This is a genomic window from Rhizobium sp. KNZ14-9A (assembly GCF_056755015.1).
Genome location: NZ_JBPGXB010000004.1, coordinates 1,459,218 through 1,483,687 on the forward strand (window position 1 = coordinate 1,459,218; position 24,470 = coordinate 1,483,687).

Annotated in this window: 19 protein-coding genes and 4 pseudogenes; 10 read left to right on the forward strand and 13 right to left on the reverse strand. The window is 59.5% G+C overall.

From position 1 onward, the window contains the following. Positions 1-334 precede the first annotated feature (334 nt). Positions 335-1,246, forward strand: a complete 912-nt coding sequence (locus ACR9ZQ_RS37090; protein WP_481430316.1) for an alpha/beta fold hydrolase — start codon at positions 335-337, stop codon at positions 1,244-1,246. A 442-nt stretch (positions 1,247-1,688) separates the two neighbouring features. Here the strand turns inward: ACR9ZQ_RS37090 and ACR9ZQ_RS37095 are convergent, their stop codons facing one another. From ACR9ZQ_RS37095 to ACR9ZQ_RS37135, 9 genes and pseudogenes are all read right to left on the reverse strand, one after another. Beyond that, entirely contained in the window at positions 1,689-1,979 is a 291-nt protein-coding gene (locus ACR9ZQ_RS37095; RefSeq protein ID WP_481430317.1) for a hypothetical protein, read from the reverse strand. Between the two features lie 40 nt (positions 1,980-2,019). Then, positions 2,020-2,463, reverse strand: a pseudogene (locus tag ACR9ZQ_RS37100) (MFS transporter); the annotation flags it as partial. Positions 2,464-2,782: 319 nt separating this feature from the next. Next, positions 2,783-2,920, reverse strand: a complete 138-nt coding sequence (locus tag ACR9ZQ_RS37105; RefSeq protein ID WP_481430318.1) for a hypothetical protein — start codon at positions 2,918-2,920, stop codon at positions 2,783-2,785. Positions 2,921-3,092: 172 nt separating this feature from the next. Beyond that, positions 3,093-3,898: pseudogene (locus ACR9ZQ_RS37110) on the reverse strand (IS110 family RNA-guided transposase); the annotation flags it as partial. Positions 3,899-4,336: 438 nt separating this feature from the next. Next, entirely contained in the window at positions 4,337-6,298 is a 1,962-nt protein-coding gene (locus tag ACR9ZQ_RS37115) for an elongation factor G (protein ID WP_481430319.1), read from the reverse strand. 617 nt (positions 6,299-6,915) lie between these two features. Then, entirely contained in the window at positions 6,916-8,397 is a 1,482-nt protein-coding gene (locus tag ACR9ZQ_RS37120; RefSeq protein ID WP_481430320.1) for an arylsulfatase, read from the reverse strand. Between the two features lie 106 nt (positions 8,398-8,503). Continuing rightward, positions 8,504-8,875 carry a response regulator transcription factor gene (locus ACR9ZQ_RS37125; RefSeq protein ID WP_481430321.1) on the reverse strand — a complete coding sequence of 124 codons (372 nt, stop codon included), beginning with the start codon at positions 8,873-8,875 and terminating at the stop codon, positions 8,504-8,506. 82 nt (positions 8,876-8,957) lie between these two features. Next, positions 8,958-9,593: a response regulator transcription factor gene (locus ACR9ZQ_RS37130; RefSeq protein ID WP_481430322.1), complete on the reverse strand. Its 636-nt coding sequence runs from the start codon at positions 9,591-9,593 to the stop codon at positions 8,958-8,960. After that, positions 9,593-11,478 (reverse strand): annotated as a pseudogene (locus tag ACR9ZQ_RS37135) (sensor histidine kinase). Before ACR9ZQ_RS37135 ends, ACR9ZQ_RS37130 begins: the two are co-directional and overlap by 1 nt. 198 nt (positions 11,479-11,676) lie before the next feature. On the opposite strand from ACR9ZQ_RS37135, the gene ACR9ZQ_RS37140 reads away from it, so the two are divergent. The 3 genes from ACR9ZQ_RS37140 (at position 11,677) to ACR9ZQ_RS37150 (ending at position 14,597) form a co-directional block, all read left to right on the forward strand. After that, a complete protein-coding gene (locus ACR9ZQ_RS37140) occupies positions 11,677-12,687 on the forward strand; it encodes an HAD family hydrolase (RefSeq protein ID WP_481430323.1) in 1,011 nt (336 codons plus the stop codon). A 92-nt stretch (positions 12,688-12,779) separates the two neighbouring features. Further along, positions 12,780-13,607: a hypothetical protein gene (locus tag ACR9ZQ_RS37145; RefSeq protein WP_481430324.1), complete on the forward strand. Its 828-nt coding sequence runs from the start codon at positions 12,780-12,782 to the stop codon at positions 13,605-13,607. 201 nt (positions 13,608-13,808) lie between these two features. Beyond that, positions 13,809-14,597, forward strand: coding sequence for a hypothetical protein (locus tag ACR9ZQ_RS37150; protein ID WP_113325725.1), 789 nt, complete (start codon positions 13,809-13,811; stop codon positions 14,595-14,597). 56 nt (positions 14,598-14,653) lie between these two features. Here ACR9ZQ_RS37150 and ACR9ZQ_RS37155 read toward each other — a convergent pair whose 3' ends face one another. Both ACR9ZQ_RS37155 and ACR9ZQ_RS37160 read right to left on the reverse strand, forming a co-directional pair. After that, positions 14,654-14,998, reverse strand: coding sequence for a hypothetical protein (locus ACR9ZQ_RS37155; RefSeq protein ID WP_481430325.1), 345 nt, complete (start codon positions 14,996-14,998; stop codon positions 14,654-14,656). A gap of 40 nt (positions 14,999-15,038) precedes the next feature. Next, positions 15,039-16,712 (reverse strand): arylsulfatase, encoded by a 1,674-nt coding sequence (locus tag ACR9ZQ_RS37160; RefSeq protein ID WP_481430326.1) that lies wholly within the window; start codon positions 16,710-16,712, stop codon positions 15,039-15,041. A gap of 428 nt (positions 16,713-17,140) precedes the next feature. On the opposite strand from ACR9ZQ_RS37160, the gene ACR9ZQ_RS37165 reads away from it, so the two are divergent. Further along, positions 17,141-18,097, forward strand: a complete 957-nt coding sequence (locus ACR9ZQ_RS37165; RefSeq protein WP_481430327.1) for a formylglycine-generating enzyme family protein — start codon at positions 17,141-17,143, stop codon at positions 18,095-18,097. Between the two features lie 21 nt (positions 18,098-18,118). On the opposite strand, the pseudogene ACR9ZQ_RS37170 reads toward ACR9ZQ_RS37165, so the two are convergent. Beyond that, a pseudogene (locus ACR9ZQ_RS37170) lies at positions 18,119-18,328 on the reverse strand (hypothetical protein); the annotation flags it as partial. Between the two features lie 338 nt (positions 18,329-18,666). Between ACR9ZQ_RS37170 and ACR9ZQ_RS37175 the strand changes: the two are divergent. From ACR9ZQ_RS37175 to ACR9ZQ_RS37185, 3 genes are all read left to right on the forward strand, one after another. Further along, positions 18,667-18,972: a hypothetical protein gene (locus ACR9ZQ_RS37175; protein ID WP_310382397.1), complete on the forward strand. Its 306-nt coding sequence runs from the start codon at positions 18,667-18,669 to the stop codon at positions 18,970-18,972. A 515-nt stretch (positions 18,973-19,487) separates the two neighbouring features. Then, the gene (locus tag ACR9ZQ_RS37180; protein WP_310382396.1) at positions 19,488-20,528 is read left to right on the forward strand and encodes a LacI family DNA-binding transcriptional regulator; all 1,041 of its coding nucleotides are present in this window, start codon (positions 19,488-19,490) and stop codon (positions 20,526-20,528) included. A gap of 20 nt (positions 20,529-20,548) precedes the next feature. Further along, positions 20,549-21,361, forward strand: coding sequence for an inositol monophosphatase family protein (locus tag ACR9ZQ_RS37185; RefSeq protein WP_481430328.1), 813 nt, complete (start codon positions 20,549-20,551; stop codon positions 21,359-21,361). Between the two features lie 2 nt (positions 21,362-21,363). Here ACR9ZQ_RS37185 and ACR9ZQ_RS37190 read toward each other — a convergent pair whose 3' ends face one another. Further along, positions 21,364-22,299 carry a LysR family transcriptional regulator gene (locus ACR9ZQ_RS37190; RefSeq protein ID WP_481430329.1) on the reverse strand — a complete coding sequence of 312 codons (936 nt, stop codon included), beginning with the start codon at positions 22,297-22,299 and terminating at the stop codon, positions 21,364-21,366. Positions 22,300-22,410: 111 nt separating this feature from the next. Here ACR9ZQ_RS37190 and ACR9ZQ_RS37195 point away from each other — a divergent pair, with 111 nt between their 5' ends. Beyond that, complete coding sequence (locus ACR9ZQ_RS37195) at positions 22,411-23,571, forward strand: FAD-dependent monooxygenase (RefSeq protein WP_481430330.1); 1,161 nt, start codon at positions 22,411-22,413, stop codon at positions 23,569-23,571. A gap of 13 nt (positions 23,572-23,584) precedes the next feature. Further along, positions 23,585-24,421, forward strand: coding sequence for an alpha/beta fold hydrolase (locus ACR9ZQ_RS37200; RefSeq protein ID WP_481430331.1), 837 nt, complete (start codon positions 23,585-23,587; stop codon positions 24,419-24,421). Positions 24,422-24,470 lie beyond the last annotated feature (49 nt).

Here is a 24,470-nt window from a genome sequence, read left to right on the forward strand (position 1 = left end):
GCGGGTTCGGATTGCAAAAGCCGCCACTCTTCCACAGCGGGCATATCGCAGCAGCAGCCAAGCGCGCGTCCCTTGGGGCGTTAGCGATAGCCCGAAGCGGTGCGTGTTTAGTCAAGACATTCCAAATTATGTCAGTAACTTACAAGGCGGCTCGCGAGGCCGCCGCTAGCATCTCCCGGTCAGCGTCCAGGAATTAAGCGACGCATCCTCCATGCCTGTCGGGCATGGAAGTGCACTTTAAAAGCATTACCAGCGCTCGATTTCCACACCTAGATAGACCCGGTCCACCGCAGGGTGGCTTAACAGCGGCGATCTACGCCCAAGGATTTGAGATATGACTCAGCATACCCATCAGACATCGCCCACGCAGTTCGTTGAAGCCAACGGCATCCGTTTTGCGTACCGTCGGTTTGGCAAGCCAGGCACGATCCCTTTGGTATTCAATCAGCACTTCACTGGCACCATGGATTACTGGGACCCGGCGGTCACGGACGGGCTTGCGAAAGACAGAGAAGTGATCCTTTTCAACAACGCGGGGATTTCGAGCAGTTCCGGCGAAGTCCCGACAACGATTGATGAGATGGGCGCCAACGCGATTTCTTTCATCAAGGCGCTCGGTCTCGAAACCGTCGACGTTCTTGGCTTCTCCATCGGAGGCATGGTAGCACAGGAGATCGCCCTGCAAGCACCTGCACTCGTGCGTCGTCTGATCCTTGTGGGTACCGGTCTGCGTGGTGGGGTCGGCATTGCTCCGATGACCGAAGACGCTGCCAGGATCTTTGGCGCAACCTACGACCCACCTGAGCTTCTGTGGCTCTCAGTCCACTTCTCGCCGACGCCAGCGAGCCAGGCTGCAGGCCGGAGGTTCCTCCAGCGCAAGCACATTCGGCAGCTCGACCGCGACCCTGAAGTCGATGAAACGGTAGCCCCTCGCCAGATCGAAGCCCTGGGGAACTACGGCAAGCAGTTTGAAGGCGCGTCTGACTATCTGGCGAAAATCACACAGCCTACGTTGGTTGTGCAGGGCCATAACGACGTGATTGCCCCGACAATCAACTCCTACACCTTGCAGCAAAAGCTGCCGAACGCCTCGCTTATCCTCTACCCCGATGCCAACCATGGTTCGTTCTACCAGTATCCGGAGCTCTTCGTGGCTCAGGCGGAGCAATTCCTAAGCTGGGAAACGGAGGCTTCGGACACCGCGTCTGCCGCGGAACTTCAGCGATATCCGGCTATACCCGCATAAAGGGGCGAACAGCGGAATGTTGGCGAGCGGGAGTTTGGTGTCCGCCCGCCAACGTTGCGAGCGCCGGAGTTTTCGAATGATGCCTGGCCGGACGCGTTACATGTCGCATCCATCAACGCGCCATACGAACCTGGGGGCGGCGGGACCGAAATGAAGTGGCATAACCGAGGCAAGCAGAGCAGCGTCAAACAAATGTATCTCGCCAGACCCCGTCCGTCACCGTCCCCTGCAAATGACAACCGCTGCCCCGCTGACTGCGATTTTGGACGTCTTACAAAGTGGGAGGCAGCGCTAGTCACCGCGATGCTCATTGTCATAATCGCGGCCGTCGGCATCGCATAGATGATCACTGGAACCGACAGCGCAGGCGGACAGCGTGATCGCAACTTACGACCGCTCGGTTGCAATTTTGACCGCTTCGAGATCCGGTGAATGCGGATCCTCAGTTGATGGAGCAATACCTGGTTTCCGGAACGCCAATGAGGCCGACCATGAATGAAGCTCCTATGAGGACTACGGAATACCACAGCCCGTCGTAGATGTTCCCTGTGGCTGACGATATCAGCGTCGCGAAGTACAGCATGAACCCGCCGAAATAGGCACCGATATGATAGGGCATCGATACCGAAGTGTAGCGGATGTTTGCGGGAAAGAGTTCCGCCAGATAGGCGGCGAGCACCCCGTAGCACGCGCACACTAGCAGAGCGAGGACGAACAGTGTGGCAAGTGCCATCGGATAGTCCACTCGCGCAGGGTCAGCCTTTTCCGGATGCGGCGCCCCCATACTCTCCGCCGATTGCGAAACCTTGAATGCACCGGAGCGTGACGAGCATGATGGTCGCGCTGACGCCTGCGGAGTCGTACGTAGGAAGCAGGCCGATCATGGCAGTCGATACGCCCATCAGCGTGATCGTCACAATGAAAGTCTTCTTTCGCCCGGAGAGGTCGCCCAGTCTGCCGAAAACCGCGGATCCTAGTGGCCTCGCCAGAAGACCGGTACCATAAGTCGCGAAGCTAGCAAGCAAAACTCCAGTTTCGCCAAGTTCCTTCGAGAAGAAGAGAGGCCCAAGAACGGTCGCGAGCGTCCCATAGACGAAGAAATCATACCATTCGAATGCCGTCCCCAGGGAAGAACCGAATATTACACGACGAATATTTCGCGATGCGAAGCTGTTTTCGTCACTACCGATGGTAGTTGTCGCGTCTGACACCTGCATCACCTATCTCCGCGCAACAATCGACGAGCTGCATTGCGACTATACATCGAAAATCAGAGGTCGTCCTGCCCGCAATGGTCAAATGGACCGGGAATAGTTTCCGCCGTCCGGGTGACCTCGCTGATCCGGCCGACCCGGATATTTGAACACTTGTCGGCGCACGAACCGAACGAGAAGCTTTAGCTGCTCCCCGCGAGGAATAGATGATCGTTCGGCAGTCAGGGTCAGAGAAGAGATACCACACAAGGCTTTGCCGACCACCGCTGCTCCTCGACGTACCAACTACGGCAAAGTGTGGTGAGATCCGCTTCATCAGAGCCTAGCAGCTCTCGTCGTCGTGAGCCACGAAGGTAGCCGCGCCCGTCTCGGCGAGTGCCCGGTCGATTGCTCGGGCGGCTTCGTCAGTATCGATCACTATGACGACAATGCCTTCAACCGGTGCCGATGAGCGTCCCATGTTTTCCTCGATAAGTTTGCGAGCGCTCAATCGTCGGGAAGACATTTCATCCAGGCTAAAAGACGCAGACAAAATGGACGATTGATCGATTTTTATCGAATCCTTTCCCTGAGGCTTAAACCAGTACCGATATGAGACACGCGACGCGTGTTGTGAGAGCATAGCAATGGACCGATGTCTTTCCGTTCGTGTCGCTCTCTCCAGATTGCTTTCGCCTGGGTGTCAGACCGAGATATGCGCCAACCGTCGCGGCCGATCGGAACCGACTCGGATCGTCGATGGTGTGACGGAACGTCAGTGCTGTGACGACGCCGATGCCCGGTACGGTCATCAGCCGACGGGTTGTTTCGTCGGAGCGTGCAAGAGCGGCGATCCGCTTGTCGAGCTTCTCCTGTTCGCCGCAAACTTGTTCATGAATGGAAAGCAGCGGGGCGATAACATCGTTGAGAGCGTGTTCGGCATCGACCAATTCCCCCACCTTACGCCGGAACATCGATCCAATGGCGCGATCGAAGAGCAGTCCATACTCCTTCACCATCGCTCGTATTTGGTTTTCTATCGCCCGTCTTATTTCGATCAGGCGCGAGCGGGTGACGAGGAGGGAGCGAACCTGCTGGCTCTCGGCACTCTTGACCTTCACCTCCCTGTACCAACCGATGCGAACCAGCTCCGCTAAGCCTCGGGCATCATTCTCGTCGCTCTTGTTCATGCGCACCGATAAGGCGGCTTTCGCGTGCCGTGCGTCGATGCAGACGACAGGTAGGTCGATACGCCTGAGCTCATGCCACAGCCAGCTCGACATAGCTCCAGTTTCGAAGCCAATGCGTTCCGCAAACGGCGCGCTTTCCTCCGGATCAGCTCTGCCAGGGCTCCGGGATTCGACTTAGCCCTACCTTCGAAGATCAGTCTTCCGGTCTCATCCACGATGCAAACGGCTGTTTCCCGTTGCGATACGTCCAGGCCAACATAGTGTTTCATGAGAGTCTCCTTCGAGAATGGGGCTCAACTATTGAGCGTCATTCGAAGAACGAAGGCGAGCAATTACGTCATCGTATCCAAAATTTTGGACGCCGGAACACAGTCAAACTCCGTGTCGCAAGTCACCTGATGCTATCACGCGTCAAGCGACATGACACAGCGTCACCAAACATGACATTTTCCGACCCTGCCCGGTAACAGCTCGCACTCACCGGCTTTTGCTGAAGAGTTCGTCCCGCTTCCCACCAACGGACCCCATCGTGTTGCCCTGCTCGGGTCTATCGGCGGCGAAGTTTCGGTGAGCGCCGCGAATGCAACGATTTCAATAGGATACCTAGACACTTAATTCTAGACGCGGCAAAAACGGCGCATTCTCACGGGTAACTGCCAAACGACATGTGCCCCATTCTGCGATGAGCATGAAGTGGCGCGAACGTTTCAGTGTGCGACGCCTGGTTCCTCATGTGCCCTCACGATGGCGTCCGCTTCCTTGCCGTATAGCTCCTCGAAGTGATCGAAGGTCTTGGAAAAATAACCAATGCCCTGCGTCGCCGAGCGCAGCGCCCGCGCCAGATCGTCAAGTGCGCCGCCCGGAATGAGCGCCCGGAAGATGTCCCATCCCTTAGCGGTTTCATCCCGGTCGAAGCCGAGAACCTGACCCTTGAGAGCGGAGACGATCTGGACGAGGCTGCCGGAATAGATCGACGGAATGTGAATTTCGCTGCGGAAGACCGGTTGCATTAAAACTGCCGTCCCTTCGGAAAGCGCCTGTCGCACTCCCATTTTCGACGCAGTCCGGAAGGCGTGTTCCGAACTGTCGACGGCATGGTGCTGACCATCGTACAGCGTTACGCCGACATCGATGACCTGGAAGCCTAGTGGCCCTTTCTCCATCGCTTCGCGCGCGCCCGCTTCAACGGCAGGGATGTAGTTGCGCGGAACGACGCCGCCCTTGACCGTTTCGCTGAAGGTGAAGCCCCGGCCGCGCTCATTGGGGCGAATACTCAGCTTCACATCCGCGAACTGTCCGGCACCGCCGGTCTGTTTGCGGTGACGGTAATGAACCTCAGATGGTTTCGCAATTGTCTCGCGGTAGATCGGGCTGGGCGTTCGATCGGTTACGCCGATGTGAAAGACATCGGACAGCGTCCGGCAGAGATCACGCAGATGCACCGGCCCTTGGGCGCGGACGAGTTGAGCGCCCGTGCCTTCCTCCTGCAAGACTTTGAGACCGCGATCCGTCTCGGAAAGTTTTGCCAGCGTTTCGGAAAGCTTATTTTCATCGCGATCGCTGACCGGAACTAGGATCCTTTCAAGCATCGGCGTGGGTGGTTCCGTCCACTCAGGCGGGGCGACCACCGCGTTTGATGTCAACAGCGAAGGGACGGGCAAGTGGTCGGACTTGACCGTCGCAAACACATCCCCCGGCGCAGCCACAACCGCCGAATTGGACCGCCCGTTTGCGAGATCCTGTACTGCGCCGAGGCTGGAGCCGCCCAGTGATGCGCCCTGCCGCAGTCCCTCGCCAAGCGCGCGCACGAGCACTGTCTTACCGACATTCTGGCGATGATAGGCATGGAAGCTCACGGCGGTCAGCTTGTTTTCATCGACATTGCCTGCACGAGCGAGACGCTGCCGAAGAACCCCTACCGGCGGCGCCTCGTGGCGCAGCACCTTCATCATCCTCATCATGCCGTTGCCGTGACTTGCGGCACCGATCAGGACTGGAATAATCCTGTTTTCCCTGAGAACCCGCGATGAGATGGCATAGAGCGCGTCGCTGGGCGGCTCGCGATCTTCGATCAATTCCTCGAGAAGCCAGTCATCGAATTCGGACAGGTGTTCCAGGAGCTCGCTGCGCGCTTCGTGCTCGCGCTCGGCGGCGCTTTCGGGGATTGCGATCAGCGCCGAAGTCTGGCTTTCCCGGTAGCGCCACGCCCGTTCCGAAATCAGATCGCAACTGCCTATGATCCTGTCCCCCTCGCGGATCGGGATCTGGCGAAGCAAAAGCGTGTGGTTGGCGTAGTCTTGAAGCGCGGCGATCACGTCCCTCAGCCGCCCTCTCGGTTCGTCCATCCGGTTGACGAAGAGGATGCAAGGCGTCCCCGAGGCTTCGACTATCCGCAGATAGGGCGCGGCGAGCACAGCTTCCTCGGGTGCCGATGAAACGCACAGGATGCAGGCGTCGCTGGCAAGAAGCGCGTGCTGTGCATGCGCCAACGCTTCGTTGGGTCCTGGCGCATCCAGCGCACACCACGCCTCGTTTCCAAAGGTGAATTTTGTGAGGTTCAATCCATAAGGGGAGCTGGATTTTCTCGGCGCCCCCTCCAGGGAGCCGAGCTTTTCCACGACTGTTGATTTTCCGGTCTGCGAGGGTCCAAGCACGGTAAAGCAGCGCATCGGCATTCCTCCAAGTGCCATAAACACAATTTTCAGCCATCACAGGATGCCCTGAACCGCTGCAAGGCGCCAGAGGTGTTCGGTTTCACAACGCTTTGACCTGGACTTGCATTTGAGGCTGTTCCATTCAGTGGCTGATGTCGTTTTGCATTTAATGCATGAGATTCTGTCTGCAACGACTTCAAGAGGATACCTCGACACTTAATTCGAGACGCGGCAGTTAGCGTGAGAATGCCGTTTTTGGCACATTACTTGAGAATCGCAGTGATTAGTGTGTCGGCTGTCGGAGGCTATCTCTTCGAGAAATTGCCTCCATTTCAAAACGTTGCTGATGCATTAGAAGCGGTTAGTGGCCGATAATCGCCCCCGCGAATCTCAGATTAAATGCCATTGGTAGCGTGAAACGGCGCATTCTCACGGTTAACTGCCAAACGACATTCTGCTTCGTGAGTACGAAAGTGAAAAACGGCAAGGTCGAAGGCCTGCATTTTCTGCGCATTGGGCATGATGCAGCTTTGGGCAAAATGGCTTCAAGACGAACGATGACGGGCAGGTCTCACCGCCGCAGAGAATTTGGCTTTCGCCCAGTCGTTTATCATGCCCAGAGCAGCACAGGATCAGAACCTCGTCATGTTTGCCGCAGGCGGATTGGGAGATCGTTGGAGGGTCATCTTGTATCCCTCCACTGCCTTCAATATCGGTCCGAGAACCCAGTCGTACATCGCGCCGATATTGTGCTCCTCCTGCGGGTCGGCCTCGATGTTGAACACCTGGGGATAACCGTTCATGGGTGCAGCGCTCGCGCCCACGCCGCCCATCAGAGTTGCGCCGCCCGCACCGCTGCGGCCCGGCGCTACGTCGGCAAAATAGGCCCGGAACTGTTTCCAGCGGACTGCGACTAGTTCCGATCCGACGAAGGTCAGCAAATGCTGGCGCGCTCCGCCGTCATCTTCGCCGAGCAGGAGCTTGCCCTGGTCGACGCCGTCGATCGGCCGGTCGTCCGGAACTTTGCCGCCTGCAATGCGGGCGAACGTCGGGAAGAAGTCCATGATCGAGAACATCGCATATGAGGTTCGCGGCTTGATCCTTCCCGGCCAGCGGATCATGGCGGCGGTGCGGATGGCGCCTTCGCTTACTTCGCCAAGCGCGCCGCGGTAAGGTCCCGAGGCTCCCATGTCTGGCATGTCGGCGCCGAACCTGATCACGCCCGGACCGTCCGGCCCATTGTCGGAGGCGAAGACGACGATGGTGTCTTCCTCTGCACTAAGCTCCTTCAACGCGTCCAGCATCGTGCCGATAATGGCATCGCCCTCCACCAGGGAGTTGCCGAACTGGCCGATCCGGGACGCGCCTTCGAACCGCTTCGAGGCCAGGTTCGGATAGTGGGTTCGGGAAATCGGCAAGTACAGGAAGAACGGCTTGCCTGCCGCCTTCTGACGTCTCATGAAGTCGACACCGTGATCCACCAGCTCCCAGTCGATCTCGCGACGCACTTCCTCGGTATATGGTTTCACGGATTTGAGTGGCTCGCCTCGGTTCGCCTCGACAATTTGCGGACCCTTGTCGAGAGGGATATCGAGCGTGTTTGTCTGCTTGCCCTGGCGGATCATTCCAAACGCGTCCCAGGTGTCGCCGGGCGGAATTCCGTAGTATTCATCGAAACCCTGGTTTTGCGGTTGACTGTAGGTTTGCGCGCCGAGGTGCCACTTGCCGAAGATAGCAGTAGCGTAGCCGGCGTCGTGCAGCATCTCCGCCATGGTGATCTCGTTCTCAGGCAGTGAGAATTGAGTGCCGGGAACCGCAACCAGTGACAGTCCGGAACGGATGGAATACCGCCCTGTCATCAAGGCGGCGCGCGAGGGCGTGCAGGAAGGCTCGACCAGAAACTGCGTCAACCGCAGTCCCTCGGAGGCGAGCTGGTCGATGCGCGGCGTCGGCGACCCGCGCAACTCCCCCCCTCCGTAAACTCCGATGTCGCCGTAGCCGATATTGTCGCCGAGAATGAACAGGATGTTGGGCTTCGCTTGCTGCGCAGATGCCGTTCCGACAAGAATCGGATGCACACTAAGGCATGATGCCATTGCCAGCGCTTCGGCCATCGGCCGCCAGTGTCTGAGCCATTCCATGTTCAGCCTCCCTGCCAGGGGTGAATAACTGGTCCGCCTTTTGACCTGCCGTCGTGGCGGTCTCTCCTCGATCAAGAACTCATAATCCGAGCGCCTTCTTGATTGCGTCGATGAGTACGGATCCCGCGAAGGGCTTCCGCAAATATGCGATACATCCAGCCTGCTCCGCCTCGGTCTGCAGGCGCATGTCTTCCAGGGCGGTGATGAAGATGATCGGCAGCTTCGCTCCAGCCCCTTTCAGCCTGCGCTGCAGTTCGATGCCGGACATGCCTCCGAGGTCGATGTCCAGCACGAGACAGTCGATCGGCGTCTTCGGATCGCGGACGAGAAAAGCTTCCGCCGATGCATATTCGACAGCCACAAATCCGTAGGCATTGAGGAGCCGACCGACGCTTCGACGTAGGCTCGCATCATCATCGACGACAGCGACAGTGCGGCGCAGCTTTCCCACCTCATGCCCCCATGCGTGACAGTGCGCGTGATACGCAACTGTCTGTCATTCTAGGCGTGTCGGCGGTCGGTTGATATTGCCCTTAGGGGAAGATCGTCCGATCACTGGGGGTCGCGGTACGACCGATGTCGGCGGCGATCGATACGACCTCCGCCAGCGATTTTGCTGCGAGCTTCTCCATGACCTTATGGCGATGCACCTTCACCGTTCGCTCCGATATGCCAAGGGCATACGCAATCTGCTTGTTGAGATGGCCACGGATGATCAGCCCAAAGACTTCGGCTTCACGCGCGCTCAAGCTAGCAATCAAGGCTCTCAGTTTCTGCAGACGGTCGTGCTCGGCCCGTCGCCTCTCATATTGCGCTAGCGCTCGCTCGATCGCCTCCATCAGCACCGCCGCCGAGCCGGTCTTTTCCAAGAAGTCCTGTGCGCCTGCTTTCATCGCGTCGACGCCTGCCTTTATGTCACCTTCGCCCGTCAGGAATACGACCGGGATAAGAGGTGCAAGCGCGGAGAGTCGATGTTGAACTTGCGGTCCGGATAAGCCGGGCATCTGCAAGTCCAGGAGAACGCAGCCGGGCTCGCAAGTTGGGAGGCGGTCAAGAAACTGATCTCCGGACTCATAGGCTTCAACCTTGAGACCAAAGGCTGAGAGGAGCCGTGCAGTTGCCGTTCGGAAGGATTCGTCGTCATCGACGATGTGGATGACCGGTTTCATCAACCTTGGCTCCCCCGTCGGGCGAGAGGCAGGACCACGCGGAAGATGGCGCCGCCTTCGGGCTGGTTATCTGCAGAGATCGTGCCGCCGTATGTTTCGACAATGGCGCGCGCGATGGAAAGACCCAGCCCCGTGCCCGCCTGCTTGGTCGTGTAGAACGGCTCGAAGATGCTGGACAACCTGTCTTCGGGAATGCCGTTGCCTGTGTCCGCGACACAAAGCTCCGCCTTCTCGTTCGCCACTCCTGTCGCAAAGGTGAGCATTCTTTTGGCTGGAGCGTCCGACATGGCGTCCATCGCATTGGTGGCCAGATTGAGAACGACCTGCTGCACATGGACCTTGTCCGCCCGCACCGGCAGCTCCGTCGTCGGTCGATTTGTATTGAGTGTGATCCCCCTGCGTTCGGCCTCGCCATGAATGATATGGATTGCACTCGAAGCCACGTCGTTCAGGTCGAACTCCTGCCAATCGATCTCGCTTCTCTTCTTGAGCAATCCTCTCATCCGGCCAATGATGTCGCCCGCACGCTGATCGTCCTCCTGGATGTCGAGAAGTATCTGCTGGATCAACTCCAGATCGGGGCTGCCACTTCGCAGCAGCACCGACGCAGCCTCGGCATTGTTTCGGATGGCCGCCAGAGGCTGGTTCAGTTCGTGGGCGACCGACGACGACAAGGCGCCGGCCGTTGCGGACTGGTTGAGATGGACAGCTTCGAGCAGGTGAAGGCGTGACCTGCTCTCCGCATCGTGGCGACGGCGTCGCTCGAGCAGCAGCGCGGCGATGATGCCCGCCTGCATCAAAACGAGTCCGAGCGTCGCCGCTGCCGCCAGCCAGTGTTCTTCCCAGAGGCTCTTTTCTTTGTGCATCTGGATGGTGCCCGCAGGCAGGTTCACCTCCGAAAGCCCCCAACGCCGGAGCTGCCGGGCATCGACAACGTATGTCTGCGGCGCTTGAATATCCGAGACCGCCCGCCCGGCTATGAGATCGAGGACAAGATTTCCGACGGTGACGCCCAAAGTGTCGAATGTGACGGTATTGCCGCCGACGACGCCGTAGCCGATGTAGGTCTGATAGGGGGCATAGACTGGAGCGCTGGCCGTTGTTGCTATTTGCCTGATCGCCTCACGCGGGATGAAATTCCGCCCTGCCCGATCTTTGAACACCGTCAGCGCCAGGATGATGCTGTCGGGGGGACATGGGCTGCACGATCGATGAATTCATCGATCGTCAAATCTTCGAGGTATGTCGTTTCGTACGACTTGGAGAACTCGTCGAGATCGGCGCGCGCCGTCGCCAGCCATCCTCGGTCGAACTCCGACGATCCGCCGATGATGTAGAGATGACGGGCACTGGGCTGCAGGCTGCGGGCCATTTCAGCCGTCTTCAGAATGTCGAATGTCGTGAACGCCCCGATCACGTCATCGGGTAGATCGATGTTCTCCGCAGTGGAGTTGCCGAAGCCTGCCGCCACTATCTTCGCATCGGGAGCGATCGTTTCGCGGCTGGTCGATATGAAGCTGGCAGACTCCTTGCCGAGCGCGACAACCACATCCGGGCGGTAATTGGCGTACTTCTCCGCAAGGTATCGCGCCATGCGCGCGACGTGATCGGATTCCGGGAATCTCGACAGATCGAGGAACTCCGAAAACAGGTCGATCCTGCTGTCTGTGGCTTGCAGCAAGCGGCTTCGCAACGCCTCTCCGGCAACGGTCGTCGCCACGAGCCTCTCGTCGTATGGGTAGAGAATGAGAACCCGTGGAACCCGATCAACGATTGCCTGCGACGTCTCCGACGCGATGGCGCAGCAGTTCGAAGCGATCAGCAAAACCCACGCCAGCAAGACACCAGCGCACCGCAATCGACCTGCCCCCTGGCCCAAGGCCATTGGTCGTCCCCCCAAACTGCGCGACGATAACACCTTTTTGGTGTGGCGTCATCCGCTGCAAGCACCACTGTTGATTGCCGCTGGAGTTCTTCGATTCCCCAAAGGGCAATATCGGTGGGAGAACGCATTCGGTAGACTTGGAAAGCGCTGGTGGAGTGCAACTCGCCGGGCCGGACTCTCACTGATGGGGTACATCCAATGTTTAATGTCCGCCACCTCGTCAACTTGGCACGGAGCGCGATCTCGATTGTCATCGCAGCGCTTTTCCTCGCGGCTTCGGCACAGGCCCAGAGCGATCCGCTGCCGTCGTGGAACGATACAGCGCCCAAGGCAGCTATCGTCTCCTTTGTCGAGAAGGTTTCCAAGCAGGGTTCGCCCGACTTCGTGCCGGAACCCGAACGCATTGCGGTGTTCGACAATGACGGCACGCTCTGGGTCGAGCATCCCATGTACACGCAGCTTGCCTTCGCTCTGGACCGCGTGAAGACGCTCGCTCCGCAGCATCCGGAATGGAAAAATGTACAGCCGTTCAAGGCAGTGCTCGAAGGCGATATGAAGACACTTGCCGCTTCGGGCGAAAAAGGCCTCCTGCAACTCATCATGGCCACCCATGCGGGAATGACAAACGACGATTTCCAGAAGGTCGTCACGGACTGGCTTTCCACGGCACGCGACCCGAAGTTCAAGCGGCCCTACACCGAACTCGTGTACCAGCCGATGGTCGAGCTGCTTTCCTACCTGCGCGCGAACGGCTTCAAGACGTTCATCGCGTCGGGTGGCGGCGTTGAGTTCATGCGGCCATGGACGGAGAAGGTCTATGGCGTCCCACCGGAGCAGGTTATCGGTTCCTCGATCAAGACGGAGTTCAAGATGCAGGACGACACGCCGACCTTGCACCGTCTGCCGGAAGTCAACTTCATCGATGACAAGGCCGGCAAGCCGGTCGGGATCAACGAGCAGATCGGCCGCCGGCCGATTGCCGCCTTCGGCAATTCCGACGGCGATCTCGAAATGCTGCAGTGGACGACGATGGCGGGTGCGCCTGCGCGTCTCGGCATGCTCGTTCATCACACTGATGCGGAGCGCGAATATGCCTACGACCGCAATACCGAATTCGGCCGCCTCGACAAGGCGCTCGACGCGGCGGCGATCACCGGCTGGACCATCATCGACATGAAGGCGGACTGGAAGCAGATGTTCAAGGACTAAGGATGATGCGCCTCAAAGACTTGTGACAGCAGATTCCAAATGGGTTCATCAGGCGACGGCATGCCGCCCGTCGCCGCTGGGAGGATATCACCATGAAAATCGATCGTTTCGCTACGCTGATCTTTGCAGGAAGTTTTGCGCTGACCTCCGCGGTCTTTGCGCAGGACACCCCGAAGAAGCCGCACGTACCGCTGGAAAAGTCTATTGGGATAGTCACGCCAACCGGCCCGGTGCCGTCGCTGGCGGTCATCAATTCGGCCGGAGCCAAAATCGAAAACGGCAAGCTCGTTCTGACCGGTGTCTCCGCAAACTCGATCGTCTTTGCTGACCGACCGGTGCGAGCCGCCGGTCATGTGGCAACCGAACAGTTCATCATGCAATGGGATGAGGGGAAGGACAATTTCGCAGTCGATCCACCGAATGCGACTGTGTCGGTGCTGGGCGGCGATGGATCGGACGTCAGCGACGCCGTCGTGACTCTGAAGACTCCGAAACTCGATGGCACGACGCTGACCTTCGACATCACCATTCTGGAGGGCACCCTAAGCGGTGTGTCTGGGCCGGCCGCGCTGTTCATCGATCACTTCGGGGGTGGAGGAGGATTTGGCGGCGGGGGCTTCGGTGGCTTCCATGGCGGCGGCAGCTTCGGGGGCGGCGGATTCCACGGCGGAGACTTCGCGGGAGGTAATTTCCGCGGCGACTTCCGTGGAGACGACGTGCATATTGGCGACACCAACATCAACCGTGTCGGAGGCACCTATTGGCACGCACCCGTCTACCACGGCGCCTGGTATCGCGGTGCTCCGGTCGCAGCCGGCGTGGTCGCCGGCGCCGCTATCGGGGCCGCTGCAGCCCGCCCCTACTATCCCTACTACAACGACCAGCAATGCGGCTACTATCCGTACCCGCCTTGCTATTGATCTTCAACAGGGAAACGCCACTTTGACCGCGTTTCCCTCTCCTCCCAGCGGGAGACAGGCCTGATGCCGGCGGGCCACACCCTTAGGTTTTCCCTTCTCGACAGCAACCCCAACAGTTGTTTCATGTTGCGGGAATCCATTTCCCGCCACACAGTCCTCACTCGAAGCAGTGCTGCGTTCAAACGAGATCGGGGGATTCTCATGAAGACCATTCACTTGCATGCGATAGTCTTGCTGGCCGGTGTTTCTGCCGCATCGATCGGCAATGCCGCGGATCTCACACCGCTCACGCCCGAAGCGAAAACGGTCGAGACCCAGAGCGGCTGGGAATTCACGGTCGCTCCATACTTCTGGGCTGCCGGGATTTCAGGGGACGTACGGCAATTCGGGCTTCCCGAGGTCGACATAGATGCCGATTTCGGCGACATTCTCGACAATCTCGACTTCGCCTTCATGGCGACAGGCGAAGCACGATATGATCGCTTCAGCATCGTCGGTGACGTGATCTACACCAAACTGGGTGCGGATGCGCATACCCCCCGCGGCATCTTCGCCGACAGCGTCGACGTGACATCGAAGACCTTCGCAGGACTTCTCGGCGTGGGTTACGCGGTGCTCGAAGATCAGAATGGCCACCTTGACGTGGTCGGCGGCGTGAAAGTCTGGTCGGTCGAGACAGACATCTCCTTCAATGGCGGACTTCTGGCCGGCGTGGAGCGGGAAGACAGTGCCACGTGGGTGGATGCCGTTGTCGGCCTGCGCGGGAACTACTTCTTCACCCCGGAAATCTATCTCACGGGATGGGGTCTGGTGGGCGGTGGTGGCGCCGACGTTGACTGGGACGTGGGCCTCGGCCTCGGCTACAAATTCAACGACACCATCTCGGCAGTGGCCGGATACCGCGCACTGGGCGTCAACTACGAAAACGATGGTTTTGTCTTCGACGTCGTCCAACAGGGGCCGATCGTCGGGGTGTCCTTCCATTTCTGATGAGGCGAGAGCGCCTTGAGCAATTCGGCGATCATCGCAACTGACGGTCGTCGTGCTCAGCTTGCGACAGCCTGATGTCCTGCAGAAGCCGGAAGAGCGACGCACCCAGGAAACAGAGAGCCGCCCATGAACAATGCGGCGGCTCCCGGTTCGTGGCGGTATCTCATGAAGGCGACACCGAAGCCAAACAGCAGCAGAACCGTCACGCCAATTCCGGCCAGAACAGACAGGTGCAACGCACTGTTCAAGAGAAGTTCTCGTTTCGTCAGCTCCCCGAGCCAGGCTCGGGCGACATCGTTTTCATCAATCTCGCGGAGGCTCCCGATCCGTTGCGTACCGATAGCATAGAGGCGATCGGGGGAGCCAAGGAACTGACAGGTGAAGCACAGAGCGGACGCCACGAAGGGGGCCCGCTCCGACGTCGTTACGAAACTGCGCGCGTCAATCGTGACCTGTCTTCATCTCCCGGACCTGCTGCATGACCTGCTCCAGATTGTAGCTTGCAGGGCTCTGAAGCGGCGGGAAGTCGATGTAGGTCTCGAGATGCTTCAGCCACAACTGCTGCCCGATGGGCAGGATGTTCCAGTCATAGACATAGGCGGTGGACGGCGAAGCGATGGCACCGCCCATACCGAAGAGTGTCTTGATCTGCTGCCCGACCGAGGTCTCGAACGGGTCGCGCTTGATGTTGACGACCTGTGTCCAGGCGTACGGCATCACCCCGCCAATAAAGCCAGCCGGATCGTCGGAGACCATGGCGAAATACATCTTCCAGTTCTTGTAGCGCACAGCCGACGGCTCCTTGCCAGAATAGTACAAGAAACTGTCGCGCGCGGATGGAGACTTGCCTTCCAGGTAGTCACGCTGGTCGATGCCGTCGAGCGTGGTCTTGACAATCCCGGGATACGTACCCGCCTCGATCTCTTTCTTAAGACCATCGCCCTTCGGGCCGCCTGCGATGTTCACAAACGTCGGCAGCCAGTCGAGCGCCGAGAACATGTCGTTCTTGACCGTACCGGGCTCGATGTGCCCCGGCCAGCGAACCACAAGCGGCGCCCGCATGCCGCCTTCCCAAGTGCTGAGCTTTCCGCCTTTGAACGGGGTCGTGCCGCCGTCCGGGAATGTGATCGTCTCGGCGCCGTTGTCGGTGGTGAAGACGATGATCGTGTTGTCGAGTTCTCCTATCTCCTCGAGCTTCTTCAAAACGTAGCCGATGTTGTCGTCCATCTGCTTCATGCCGGCTTCGTTGACGCCCCAATCCTTGCCGCCGACTTCGCCGACCATGTTCAGATATTTGTCGGGCAACACTGTCGTGATATGCATGCGGGCCGGATTGTACCAGACGAAGAAGGGCTTGTTGGTCTTCTTCGGGTCATTCCTGTCTAGGAAGTCGATGACCTTGGCCGAGATCTCCTCGTCAATGGTTTTTGAGCGCTCCAGCGTCAGCGGCCCTTCGTCCTTACAGGATTGATTTGCCGGGGATCCGTCGGAGGATGCGCATGCGAGCATTGGGCGCGGCGGCGTGAGACAGGTCGTGGTCTTGGCGTCCACGGAAGCCGGGTCTTCCCTTAGGCCGGGGATCGGCGTGTTCTTGCAAGGTGGTGCGATCCCCTGCTCGGTTGCGGTCTTGTTGATGTCGGGGAAGCTCACCCCCTGCATGGCATCGAGGTGATAGAGGTAGCCCCAAAATTCCTGGAACCCGTGTGCCGTCGGCAGGGATTCGGTGGTATCTCCGAGATGGTTTTTGCCGAATTCCCCTGTCGAGTAGCCGAGATCATACAGGAACTTGGCAAGGTGAGGCGTGCCGGCCCGCAGGTAGGACGGGCTTCCGGGAATCTCCGGTAGAACCATGCCGACTCGCACCGGCTGCATGCCGGTGATGAACGCGGTCCGCCCTGCCGTGCAGCTCTGCTCGGCATAGTAGGTCATGAACTTCGCCCCTTCCCGGCCGATGCGGTCGATATTGGGTGTTTCACCGACCGCGAGACCTTGGTGATAGATGCTCGGCTGCATCCAGCCGATGTCGTCGCCCATGATGAACAGGATGTTGGGTTTCCTGCTCTCCTGCGCATGTATTGCCGCCGTGCTCGCCAACAGGCTGCCTGCGACCGCCATTGCTGCTGTTATGAACTTTGTAGTCCGCCTCATTTCGAATTCCTCCCTCACGGGGCCGCATTGGCGGCCAAGGTTAGTTGAAAGACAAGTCAGAGCAAAAGAGGGCTTGTCGGCGACGTCCAAGTTTACTGACCAGCAAATTGGACCAGATCTTTTCGGTAAAGACGCGGCTCCTCGGCCCGCACGGTGACCCTCGACTTGCGGAAGAGGGATTTCCACTCTTCCATCCATTTTCTACATTGTATTGGCGGGAGCAGATATTGCCCTTTGGGGAATCCGTCGAGGCTAAGAGTTGCCAGTTATGGGAGCTGTCCGCGCCGCATTTCCCGCGCCCCCGCGTCGAGACCTCCCTAAAGGACAATAGGCAGCAACCGCGACCGCGTGTCATAAGATGCTCGCAGGGGGAGGTTCTAGCGATGGGCAGGACCATGAGTGCAGTGGACGCACACGAAACGGAATTTGAAGGCTTCGCCTGGGTGCCTGCCCGAACGTTCACCATGGGATCGAACAGGCACTATCCTGAAGAAGCCCCCGCCCATCCGGTGAAGGTTGACGGCTTCTGGATCGGCGTGACGCCCGTGACCAACCATCAGTTCGCCGCGTTCGTCAAAGCCACCGGCCATGTCACCATCGCAGAAAAGACTCCAAAAGCTTCCGACTATCCCGGCGCGATTCCCAGGATGCTGCGCGCCGGATCGCTCGTATTCACCCAGCCGAAAACCGTCGTCGGCGCCGACATCAGACAGTGGTGGTCGTTCAAGTTCGGCGCCGACTGGCGGCATCCTTATGGCGGCCGCAGCGATATCCGCGGGAAGCTCGACCATCCGGTCGTCCATGTTGCCTATAGTGACGCCCTAGCGTATGCCCACTGGGCCGGGAAGGACCTGCCGACCGAGGCCGAATGGGAGCTGGCCGCCCGGGGAGGTCTCGAGGACGCCGAATTCGCATGGGGCGACGAATTGATCCCCGACGGAAAGCTCATGGCCAACATCTGGCAGGGTGCGTTTCCCACAGTGAGCACAAAGCCCACAGGAGCGGATAGAACATCACCTGTCGGATCGTTCCCGGCGAACGGCTACGGCATCCACGACATGATCGGCAACGTCTGGGAATGGACGTCGGATTTCTGGTCGCCCCGCCATTCGGAGCCTGCGGCGAAATCATGCTGCATTCCGCGGAATCCCCGAGGCGGCGATCGAGAGGCGAGCTTCGATCCCCGCGAGCCGGAAATACGAATTCCAAGGCGGGTGCTGAAAGGCGGATCGCATCTTTGCGCGCCGAACTACTGCCGGCGCTACCGTCCCGCCGCCCGCCATGCGGAACCAGAGGACACGTCCACCAGCCACGTTGGCTTCAGATGCGTCAAGCGAATCCTGAAGGACTAAGGCGAGGCATTCGGACAGTTGGGAGGCTGGCCAGTCGTTCGATGGTTCCTCGATCACGTCATCCGATTGATCCTCCGGGGTATCCGGGTCGCGGTCGTACGCGGCTCTTAGTGCGTCGAGTGCATTCTGGATGGCGTCAAAGACGTCCGGCGCCTTTGCGCCCTTCACCACGAATGTGTCGACGACATCTTCCAGCCTCATGCTCAAATCGTCACGCCAATCCTTGCTCATTGCCGTTCCTCCGGCTGAAGATGAATACCCCTGCAAAGAAGGCCCACGTCGGGCAATGGGCGGAATACGGTTTCGGACCATACGGGCGAGATCAGTGATCGGGAGGCAATCCGGCGGATCGTAGAACAGCTCTCGCGGACTTCCTGATGCCCGCAGTTGCGATTGCGCGTTTGACTCGGTGGAATTCGCCCTGAGGATTTCAGTGCAAAACATAAATTGAGGCCCGACGCACCGTTTCTTGGCGGGCTTGCCTCAAAAGGTGCAAGATTTGAACGAACAAACGCGGCCGTGGAGCATTTTATGTTCTATAGGGGCGATTTGCGACTAAGGAGAATGTTATGAAGAGAATTATTAGCAGTCTGTTGATTGCGACGGCCCTTATAGGCTCGGCTATTCAGCCGGCTGCGGCGCGCGATCATCATCACCACGACAATACCGGCCGTGCCATTGCCGGCGGCCTTGCCGCAGGGGTCGTTGGCGGCCTGATTGGTGGCGCGATAGTCAATAGTGGTCCTCGCTATGTCGACGGCCCTCGCTATTATGATGCAGGCCCACCGCCGCCGAGATGCTGGTACGAGGACCGTGACGTTCGTAACCGTTACGACGGCGGATATCACACCGAAACCGTCCGGGTCTGCGACTAGCGGCTTCGAGACCACCAATACCGTACAGCCCAATACCGTACAGCATTGAAGCGGCGTTGACCTGATCCTTGGTCATCGCCGCTGCCTTTCGCCCCCGGCCGGGATCGCAGTTTGCAATCTCGGCCATGCTCCCCAGAATTGACGAAAGCTGTCGGCAACATCAGTTGTGACCCATCCGCCCAGGCGGAAAAATCCTCCATCTGTCATGCGTCTGCAAAGAACCGCCGTTAGTTGTCGGCCCGGGCAATTGCACGGCTGTGCGACATGATTGCACCTGTGCAACGGGCAGAGAAATGGACCGGGACAGATTCCTGAAACGGCAAAACATGGCCAGCCTCTCCGGCGCGGACCAATGTCAACTTACTGCCATCGCTCCTCTATACATGTGCTGGCGGAGACTGCCAGATCGCATCACCCGTCCTTCTGCGGCTCGTCCAGCATCAGTTTTCAATGCTGATACCGGGCGGTTTTGGGAGGCGGATGTTTTGTCGCGCGCGGGGCATTGAGGGAAAACGATGAGGGATGGTCCTGTGAATGACGGCAAGACGCCGAAGAAGGAACGAATGCGCTTCGTGAGCGCCGAACAGGTGGCGCAGCTTGCCGGCGTTTCCCGCTCGGCCGTATCACGCACCTTTACGCCGGGAGCTAGCGTTGCGCCCGCGACGCGCGAGAAGGTGCTGCGTGCGGCCCAGGAGCTCGGCTACCACGTCAACGATCTTGCGCGCGGCGTGCTGGCCAATCAGAGCCGCCTCGTCGGCATCGTCGCCACGAAACCCGAAATCGGCTTCCGCGCCCATCTTGCCGCCGCCCTTGCCAAATTCCTGATCCAGCGCGGCAGCATTCCGATCCTCATCAACACCGGCCAGACCGAGGACGAACTGCTGGCCGCCCAGAAGATGCTGATCGGCCACCGCGCCGAGGCAATCATCATCCTGTCGGGCTCGCCGCCGGCGAGCTTCTTCGATCTTGCCCAGCGTAATGGCCAGCCGCTCGTCGTCATCGGCCGTTCCGAACCGGATGCAGACCATGTGCGTGCCGGCAATTCGGAAGCCTCCCGCAAGGCGGCGACGGTGTTCTTCGAGGCCGGACGGCGCCGGCTGGCGGTTGCCGGTTCCAACACCGGTACGCCGAGCATTATCGAGCGCGAGAGCGCCTTTCTGTCGACGGCGGAAGGGCTCGGCGCCGAGGTCTTCATCGGCCGTGGCGCGGATTCCGACTATGGGAGCGGCATCGCCGCGGGGCGGGCGCTGTTTTCGAATTCTGTACGCCCCGACGCCGTCTATTGCGCCAACGACCAGATCGCCTTCGGCCTGATGGATTATGTGCGGCAGGAGGTGAAGCTGCGGATTCCGGAGGATGTTGCCATCATTGGTTTCGACGACGTTCCCGAAGCGTCCTGGCTGAGCTATCAGCTGACTACCTTCCGCCAAGACCCGCTCGTCATGGCGATGCGCGCCGTCGAACTGATGGAGCGACGCCTTGGAAATCCGGACTTGCCGCCGGGCTATGAACGCGTCATTCCAGAGTTCGTCATCCGCCAGAGCTTCAGACCCTGATTCCCTTCCGAAAGATTCCCATGCATTGCGAATTTCCTGATGATGCCCGCTTCCTACTTGCCAAAGACGTGATCCTCGATGCGGCGGGAAAGGCGCTCTCCTACTTCTCCGATCTTTCGTCACTGGAAACCGGCCATAAACTGAACGGCCAGGATGTCGTGAGCCAGGCCGACAAAGCCGTGGAGGCGATGATCCGCGACCGCATCACCGCCGCATTTCCCGATGATGGCGTGCTCGGGGAGGAGGAAGGACTGGCGGAAGGCCCCTCGGGCTACCTCTGGGTCGTCGACCCCATCGACGGTACGAGCTGCTTCGTGCACGGCATAGACCAGTGGTGCATCTCGATCGCCATCATGAAAGGCGACGAGACGGTGCTTGGCCTCATCTGCCAACCGACATCGGGCGATCTTTTCGTGGCGAGGAAAGGCGAAGGTGCCTTTCTGAACGGCAAGGCAATCAGCGTCGACAAGGCCACCAGCATCGGCACCGGGCTTATCGGTGTGGGCGCCAATTTCCGCATTCCGCTGAAGCAGGTGTCGATCTTCATCCACCTGCTGCTGGAGGCGGGCGGCATGTTCATCCGCAACGGCTCCGGTGCGCTCATGCTGGCGCAGGTCGCCTGCGGCCGGCTCGCTGGCTATTATGAACCGCATATCAACGCCTGGGACTGCATGGCCGGGTTATTGATGATCCGTGAAGCCGGCGGCTGGACCGAAGCCTTCCCCGGCAAGGGCACACTTTTGACCGGCGGCCCGGTCATCGCCGCAGCGCCCGGGCTAAGAGACGATCTCCTGACGCTTGTCAGCTGCTCTCTGCAGGATGAATTGGCCTAAACCTACTGGGTTGTTCGCCCAGCCTCGCTGGTCGCGGACGAGCTCGATGCGATCTTCTCCGTCAGATCGACGAAATTGCGGATGAGGGCAAGCCGCGCATCGGCGCGGTGGGCGACGTATAATGGCAGGGGCGGTAGTTGGCCGGGCAATAGCGGCCGATAGACCACAGACTCCCGATGAAGCACGCGCATGGACGCCGGCACCACCGTCAGGCCACGGCCGCCGGCCACCAGATTGATGGCGGCGATGATTCGAGAAACCTCATCGACGATCCGCGGTGCAACGCCGGCAGTCTGGAAGGTTTCCATCAGCCGTTCGAATATTCCAGGCCCGTCCGTGCGCCGGTAGACGACCATATCGACACCGTGGAGCATATCGAGCGTCAGCGGTTCATCTTCCGCCTCTGCATAGGCGTGGCTGCGCGGGACCGCGACAAGCATGTCCTCTTCGGACAGAGCCCGTGCCGTCAGTTCCGGACAGCGCTTCGCGTCGATGTGCAGCAACGCGACATCGACGCGCTGTTGCTGAAGGGCCAGAATGAGCTCATAGGTCTCGCTCTCCTCGACCACGATCTCGGCAAGCGGGAAGGCCCGGCGAAACTGCTGGAGGAACTGTGGTGCAAGCACGTGCAGAGAGGCCGAGCTTGTAAAGCCGACCGATAGCCGGCCGCTTTCGCCCTGGCTGAAGCGTCGTACATTGTCGATCGCCAATTGCGACCTTCTCAGAATATCGCGTGCCTCTTCAAGGAACAGCTCGCCCGAACTGTTGAGTGCGACCCTGCGCGGAGACCGGTCGAACAATTGGACGCCAAGCTCATATTCGAGATCACGGATCTGCTGGCCAAGGGGCGGTTGCTGGATATGCAGGCGCTCGGCAGCGCGATTGAGGCTCCCCTCCTCGGCGACGGCCACGAAATATCTGAGATGTCTGAGCTCCAATGGATACCCTAGGACTTTTGAAGTTTAAGTGTTGAACAATATAAATATTTTACATGCTGATGTCACGCCTCTAGGCTCTTCCCAACTTGACCGAGACACGGAGGAGACGACATGGCCAAGAGCAAACCGAAGATCGCAATCATTGGCGCCGGCATGGGCGGACTTGCCGCTGCGGCGACACTGCGCAAGGTCGGTATCGACGTCCAGGTTTACGAGCAGGCGCCGAAATTCGCGCGCGTCGGCGCCGGCATCCAGATGCTGCCCAATTCGTCGCATGTGCTACGCGGCATCGGCGTGCTGGATCGCCTCAAGAAGATTGCCTTCGAACCCTATTCCCATCTCAACCGCGTCTGGGACACCGGCGAGATCAAGCGCGAGCTGCCGATGCCGGAGAGCCTCTACGGTGCGCCGTTCCTCTGCATGCATCGTGCCGATCTGCATGAAGCGCTTTACTCGGTGCTTCCGCCTGAGATCGTTCATCTCGGCAAGAAGCTCGTCGGCCTCGATCAGAAGAACGGCGGCGTCAGCCTTTCCTTCGCCGATGGCACCAAGGTTGAAGCCGATGCGGTCATTGCCGCTGATGGCGTTCACTCGCTGGTGCGCGAGATCATCGTCGGCCCGGATGCGCCGCTGCACAAGGGACGTATCGCCTATCGCGCAGTCTTCGATGCCAGCCTGATGAATGGGGGCAAGATTGCGCCTTCAAGAACGAAATGGTGGGGCGTCGACCGGCACATCGTGATCTATTACACAGCCGCAGATCGCAGCTCGCTGTATTTCGTTACCAGCGTTCCGGAGTTGGCCGACTGGATGACGGCCGAATCCTGGTCGGCAAAGGGTGACGTCAAGGAGTTGAGAGCTGCTTATGAGGGCTTCCATCCGGAAGTGCAGATGGTCCTTAACGCCTGCCCGGATTGCCACAAGTGGGCAATTCTCGAACGCGAACCGCTGCCGCGCTGGAGTGATGGCCGCGTTGCACTTCTCGGAGACGCCTGCCATCCAATGACGCCCTATATGGCGCAGGGTGCGGCAACCTCGATCGAGGACGCCGCCGTGCTGGCGCGTTGTCTTGAGGCCGTCGACAATGACGACATCGAAGGTGCCTTCCGCCGCTACGAGGCCAACCGCAAGCCGCGTACGTCTCGCATTCAGGCCATCTCCAGCGCCAATACATGGATGTCGGGCGGAAACGAGGATACGACATGGCTCTACGGCTATGACGCCTGGAACGTGCCGCTCGTCGGCGAAAACGAACTGGCCATGGCCGGCTGATCGGAACAGCGCAATGTTGCAGCAAGAAACCCGCATGATGGACGGTCACTACGAGTTCGTGACCGTCTCGGATGAGGCAACTATCGCCTTTCGGCGATACGGCACGCCGGGAAAGCCGCGCCTGCTGCTGATCCATTCGCTCGCCCTTGACGGCAGCATCTGGACGGATGTTGTCAACGGATTGAAGGCGCGGGCCGAGATAATCTGTATCGACTGCCGCGGGCATGGCTGGAGCAGTCGCGCGCCCCTTTCCCACGCAATCGAACGCTACGCCGATGACATTGCAGAGGTTCTTGACAAGGTCGGCTGGGACAAGGTGATCGTTGCGGGTTGTTCCATGGGCGGCTGCATCGCGCAGGCTTTTGCCGCCCGCCACCCGAAACGGGTGTCGGCAATGACCCTTATCGATACCACGGCCTGGTATGGGGAAAAGGCACCGCAGGAATGGCCGGAACGGGCTCAGAAAGCGCGGGCCCAAGGCCTCGCCTCGATGGCCGCCTTCCAGGCAACCCGCTGGTTCGGCGACCGCTTCAGGGCGGAAAATCCGCGCAAGATCCAGGAGATGATGGAGATCTTTGTCCGCAACGATCTCGATGCCTATGAGGCGACCTGCACCATGCTCGGCAATGCCGATCTTCGCAGTGCGCTTTCCGGTTTTCATTTCCCGGTCTCCGTCATTGTCGGCGAAGAAGACTATGCGACCCCGGTCGAGAGTGCCCGCCAGCTTGCAAAGGCAATCCCCGGGGCGTCCCTGACGATCCTGCCGGGCGCCCGGCATCTGACGCCAATTGAATGCAGCGATGTCATCGCAGAGGCGATCGCCAAGATGATTGAAGCTGCCGCCCACTAGGGCGAAGCCGGCGGCAGGGGGCGCCGCCGGCGTGTTGAACCGTGCTGAT

Excerpts from the sequence above, each read along its gene's own strand:
- ACR9ZQ_RS37090 (WP_481430316.1), top strand. The coding sequence starts at position 335 with ATGACTCAGCATACCCATCAGACATCGCCCACGCAGTTCGTTGAAGCC.
- ACR9ZQ_RS37095 (WP_481430317.1), bottom strand. The coding sequence starts at position 1,979 with ATGGCACTTGCCACACTGTTCGTCCTCGCTCTGCTAGTGTGCGCGTGC.
- ACR9ZQ_RS37105 (WP_481430318.1), bottom strand. The coding sequence starts at position 2,920 with ATGGGACGCTCATCGGCACCGGTTGAAGGCATTGTCGTCATAGTGATC.
- ACR9ZQ_RS37115 (WP_481430319.1), bottom strand. The coding sequence starts at position 6,298 with ATGCGCTGCTTTACCGTGCTTGGACCCTCGCAGACCGGAAAATCAACA.
- ACR9ZQ_RS37120 (WP_481430320.1), bottom strand. The coding sequence starts at position 8,397 with ATGGCCGAAGCGCTGGCAATGGCATCATGCCTTAGTGTGCATCCGATT.
- ACR9ZQ_RS37130 (WP_481430322.1), bottom strand. The coding sequence starts at position 9,593 with ATGAAACCGGTCATCCACATCGTCGATGACGACGAATCCTTCCGAACG.
- ACR9ZQ_RS37140 (WP_481430323.1), top strand. The coding sequence starts at position 11,677 with ATGTTTAATGTCCGCCACCTCGTCAACTTGGCACGGAGCGCGATCTCG.
- ACR9ZQ_RS37145 (WP_481430324.1), top strand. The coding sequence starts at position 12,780 with ATGAAAATCGATCGTTTCGCTACGCTGATCTTTGCAGGAAGTTTTGCG.
- ACR9ZQ_RS37150 (WP_113325725.1), top strand. The coding sequence starts at position 13,809 with ATGAAGACCATTCACTTGCATGCGATAGTCTTGCTGGCCGGTGTTTCT.
- ACR9ZQ_RS37160 (WP_481430326.1), bottom strand. The coding sequence starts at position 16,712 with ATGGCGGTCGCAGGCAGCCTGTTGGCGAGCACGGCGGCAATACATGCG.
- ACR9ZQ_RS37165 (WP_481430327.1), top strand. The coding sequence starts at position 17,141 with ATGAGTGCAGTGGACGCACACGAAACGGAATTTGAAGGCTTCGCCTGG.
- ACR9ZQ_RS37175 (WP_310382397.1), top strand. The coding sequence starts at position 18,667 with ATGAAGAGAATTATTAGCAGTCTGTTGATTGCGACGGCCCTTATAGGC.
- ACR9ZQ_RS37180 (WP_310382396.1), top strand. The coding sequence starts at position 19,488 with ATGAGGGATGGTCCTGTGAATGACGGCAAGACGCCGAAGAAGGAACGA.
- ACR9ZQ_RS37185 (WP_481430328.1), top strand. The coding sequence starts at position 20,549 with ATGCATTGCGAATTTCCTGATGATGCCCGCTTCCTACTTGCCAAAGAC.
- ACR9ZQ_RS37195 (WP_481430330.1), top strand. The coding sequence starts at position 22,411 with ATGGCCAAGAGCAAACCGAAGATCGCAATCATTGGCGCCGGCATGGGC.
- ACR9ZQ_RS37200 (WP_481430331.1), top strand. The coding sequence starts at position 23,585 with ATGTTGCAGCAAGAAACCCGCATGATGGACGGTCACTACGAGTTCGTG.